Origin of the sequence: Dactylosporangium sp. NPDC051485 (genome assembly GCF_040682015.1) — a bacterium.
In the GTDB taxonomy this organism is placed as follows: Bacteria; Actinomycetota; Actinomycetes; order Mycobacteriales; family Micromonosporaceae; genus Dactylosporangium.
Genome location: NZ_JBFAZW010000232.1, coordinates 1 through 4,358 on the forward strand (window position 1 = coordinate 1; position 4,358 = coordinate 4,358).

General features: G+C 72.4%; 2 protein-coding genes and 1 pseudogene. 1 reads left to right on the forward strand and 2 read right to left on the reverse strand.

Annotated features, from left to right (window positions below; genetic code table 11):
* Nucleotides 1–228 (reverse strand): annotated as a pseudogene (locus AB0M46_RS51060) (hypothetical protein); the annotation flags it as partial.
* Nucleotides 229–476: 248 nt separating this feature from the next.
* The gene (locus AB0M46_RS51065) at nucleotides 477–1,316 is read right to left on the reverse strand and encodes a universal stress protein (RefSeq protein ID WP_363348979.1); all 840 of its coding nucleotides are present in this window, start codon (nucleotides 1,314–1,316) and stop codon (nucleotides 477–479) included.
* Between the two features lie 310 nt (nucleotides 1,317–1,626).
* Here AB0M46_RS51065 and adhE point away from each other — a divergent pair, with 310 nt between their 5' ends.
* A complete protein-coding gene (adhE, locus tag AB0M46_RS51070; protein ID WP_363348981.1) occupies nucleotides 1,627–4,302 on the forward strand; it encodes a bifunctional acetaldehyde-CoA/alcohol dehydrogenase in 2,676 nt (891 codons plus the stop codon).
* The last annotated feature ends 56 nt before the right edge of the window (nucleotides 4,303–4,358 follow it).

Here is a 4,358-nt window from a genome sequence, read left to right on the forward strand (position 1 = left end):
GGTGGTGAGCTGCTGGCCGGCGTACTTGACCAGGCACGCGGACTGCTTCTCCTCGGCGGTGAGCGTGTCCGCCGTCTTGAAGCTGATCTGCTGCTCGCCGAGCTGGCTCTTGACGTAGTTGTTGGCGAAGTTCGCGTTGCTGGTCAGGACCAGACCGGCGACCAGCAGCAGCCCGGCCAGGAGGACCAGGCCGAAGCCGACGATGGCGTCGAGGGTCTTGCGCTTCATGGGGCCCTCCCTGGGGCTACGATTGGCGTGTCGCTGTGCTGCCAACAGCATGCCCCGCGCCGCACCACGCCCCACAGGGCACAATCGCCCTTGTCCGCCGGGACCTTCGCCCTGCGTGCGCGTGCTCGACGGCGCAACGAGCCGAACACGCGCACGCCATCGGCGCCCGGCCATCGGACAACCGCGCCGGGCGGCGCCGCCGGACCTCAGCCGTCCCGCTCGCCCGCGCCGGGCAACGCCGCCGGACCTCAGGCGTCCCGCTCGCCGTGCGCGATCAGCAGCGGGCACTCCGCGTGGAACAGCAGCCGCTGCACCACGGAGCCGGCCAGCAGCGCGGCGGCCGGGCCGTGCGCGCGGCCGCCGAGCACCAGCAACTGCGCCTCGCCGGACGCGTCGAGCAGGACGCTGGTCGGCTCGCCGATGGGAACCCGGGCCGTGGCGGGCACGGTGGGGTACTTCTCGTGCCAGCGCCCCACGTCGTCGGTCAGCTCCGCCAGGACGGTAGCCCGATCGGAGACCGGGCCGGGCATCATGGCCGCGATGCCGACACCACCCCACGGTACGGCCAGTGGGTTGAGCACGCGGACGGCGACGACCTCGCAGCCGCGTCGGGCCGCGTGCTCGAACGCGGTCGCCAGCAGTCTGTTGTCGGTGGGCGAGCCGTCGAGGCCGACGACGACCGGCCCGGCGGCGCCGGCTCGGCCACGCACGACCGCGATGCAGCCGGGCGCGCGCAGGGCGACCCGCGTGCCGCTGCCGCTACCGAGCGCGGCGGACAGCGCGGTATGCCCGCGGCTGCCGACCACGACGAGCGCGGCATCGGCCGCCATGGCCTGCAGCACCGTGGCCGGGTCGCCGGGCACCGCGGACCCGGTCGCGTCGAGCCCGGGCCGGTACCCGCGGACCACGGCGGCCGCGGCCTCCGCCGCCGCGACCGCCGCGCTGCGGTCGTCCTGATCATCGCCGGGAAACGCCACCACGACCCGCAGCCGCGCGTCGCTGCGCGCGGCCTCGTCCGCGGCCCATTGCAGCGTGGCGCCGCAGGCCGGCGTGCCGTCAATGCCCACCACCACGTCCGTGCCGTTCATGACCGGTCCTCCTCGCCGTGGTCGCTGCCTACCGGTGCACCTCGAACGCTAGGCGCCGGCGCGGACCCGCAGACAGGGCTTCAGGCGGCTCGCCGCGGGTCCAACGGCCCGCCGCGGACATGCCGATCGGACCTGTGCCGTGGTCCAACCGGCCACGGAGGCGCCGGATGCCACGAGGGGGCAGCCCGGGACCGGGACTTTGGGCACTGCGGACCGGGACCCTGGGCACTGGGCGCGGCCGCCGATCGCGGCAAGGATTCGACATGGACCGATCCGGTCCGTGCCGGCCCCCGGAAGGGATGTGATGACGGTGACCGGGACCCTTGCCCCGTCGCCCGCAGAGCTCGACGTGACCGTCGAGGACGCCGCCGCGTCGATCGATCGCCTCGTGCGGCAGGGACTGCGCGCGCTGGACGACTACGCGGCGCTGGACCAGCAGCGCATCGACCACATCGTCAAGAAGGCCTCGGTCGCCGCGCTCAGCCGGCACGGCGATCTCGCCGAGCTCGCGGTCACGGAGACCGGGCGCGGGGTGTTCGAGGACAAGGCGGTCAAGAACGTCTTCGCCTCCGAGCACATCGCGCACAGCCTGGCCAATCTGCGCACCGTAGGGGTGGTGGCCCGCGACGAGATCAACGGGATCGTTGAGATCGCCGAGCCGGTCGGCGTCGTCTGCGCCGTGACGCCGGTGACCAACCCGACGTCCACCACCGTGTTCAAGGCGCTCATCGCGCTCAAGACGCGCAACCCGGTGGTGTTCGCCTTCCACCCGTCAGCCCAGCGCTGCAGCGCCGAGGCGGCCCGCATCGTCCGGGACGCGGCCGTGGCGGCCGGTGCGCCGCGGCACTGCATCCAGTGGATCGAGGAGCCGTCCATCGAGGCGACGCAGGCGCTCATGGCCCACCCCGGCGTGGCCGTCATCCTGGCCACCGGCGGTAGCGCGATGGTCCGCGCGGCCTACTCGGCCGGCAAGCCGGCGCTCGGCGTCGGCCCAGGCAACGTGCCCGCCTTCATCGACCGGACCGCCGACGTGGAGCGCGCCGTGCACGACATCCTGGTGTCGAAGACCTTCGACAACGGCATGATCTGCGCCTCCGAGCAGGCCGTCATCCTCGACGAGGAGATCGCCGGCCAGGCGATCGCCCAGTTCGAACGGCTGCACGCCCACGTGGCGACGGCGGAGGAGAAGCGCCTGCTGGAGCGGTTCGTCTTCGGTGACGGGTCGCGGCTCAACGCCGACGTCGTCGGCCGTCCGGCGGCCTGGATCGCGGCCGCAGCCGGGTTCGCGGTGCCGGACGACACCTCGGTCATCCTGGTGCCGGTCGAGGGCGTCGGGCCCCATGAGCCGCTGACCCGCGAGAAGCTGTGCCCGGTGCTGGCCGTGCTGCGCGCCGGTTCCCGAGAGGAGGGCTTCCGCCTGGCCCAGCAGATGGTGGAGCTCGACGGGCTGGGCCACAGCGCCGTCATCCACGCCGCCGAAGGGGCCGTCGCCGAGGCGTACGGCCGGCAGGTCAAGGCGGTCCGGATCATCTGGAACTCGCCGTCGTCGCAGGGTGGCATCGGCGACGTGTACAACGCGTTCGTCCCGTCGCTCACCCTCGGTTGCGGCAGTTACGGGCGCAACTCGGTGTCGGGCAACGTGTCCGCGCCGAACCTGCTCAACATCAAGCGGGTCGGCCGGCGCAACAACAACCTGCAGTGGTTCAAGGTGCCGCCGAAGATCTACTTCGAGCCCAACGCGATCCGGTACCTCGCCGACATGCCCGACGTGCACCGCGTCAGCATCGTCACCGATCCGACGATGACCCGCCTGGGTTACGTCGACCGCATCCGCGAGGCCCTGCGCCACGGCGCCAACCCGGTCACGGTGCAGATCCTCGACAACGTCGAGCCCGAACCGACCATGGCCACCGTGGAACGCGGCGCCGAGCTCATGCGGGAGTTCCGGCCGGACACCATCATCGCGCTCGGCGGCGGCTCGCCGATGGACGCCGCGAAGGTCATGTGGCTGCTCTACGAGCACCCCGACACCGAGTTCGCCGACATGCGGGAGAAGTTCTTCGACATCCGCAAGCGGGCGTTCACCTTCCCGGCGCTCGGGCGACTGGCCCGCCTCGTCTGCATCCCGACGACGTCGGGCACCGGTGCGGAGATCACCCCGTTCGCGGTCATCACCGACACGGCCACCGGCATGAAGTATCCGCTCGCCGACTACGCGCTCACCCCGAGCGTCGCGATCGTGGACCCGGTGCTCACCGCCGACCTGCCGCCGAATGTCACCGCTGACAGCGGGTTCGACGCGCTCACCCATGCCACCGAGGCCTACGTGTCGGTCTACGCCAGCGACTACACCGACGGTCTCGCGCTGCACGCGATCCGGCTGGTGTTCGAGAACCTGCCGGCCGCGGTGCACCGGGGCGCGGCCGACCCGGTCGCCCGGGAGAAGATGCACAACGCCGGCTCGATCGCGGGCATGGCGTTCGGCAACGCCTTCCTCGGCATCGTGCATGCCCTGGCGCACACCCTCGGGGCGACCTTCCACATCGCGCACGGGCGCACCAACGCGATCCTGTTGCCGCACGTCATCCGGCACAACGGTAAGGTGCCGGCGAAGCTCAACGCCTGGCCGAAGTACGAGCGGTACGTGGCCCCGCAGCGGTTCCAGGACATCGCGCGGATGCTCGGCCTGCCGGCCGAAACCCCCGAGCAGGGCGTGGAGTCCTACGCCCGGGCGGTGGAACGCCTGCGCGACGAGGTCGGCATCCAGCCCTCGTTCCAGGCGGCCGGCGTCGACGAGCGTGCGTTCCTCGATGCGCTGCCGCAGCAGGCGATGAACGCGTACCTCGACCAGTGCGCCCCGGCCAACCCGCGCATGCCCATGCTGGCCGACCTGCGCGAGATCATGCGCACCGCCTACTACGGTGCCGCGCCCGGAGCCGGTCTGCCGGTGGACGCGGCCGGCCACGATGCCCGCACCGCGGGCTGACGGTAACGACGCGGCGGCGGGGGCCCCGTACCCGGCGGCCCCCGCAGGCGGTAAAC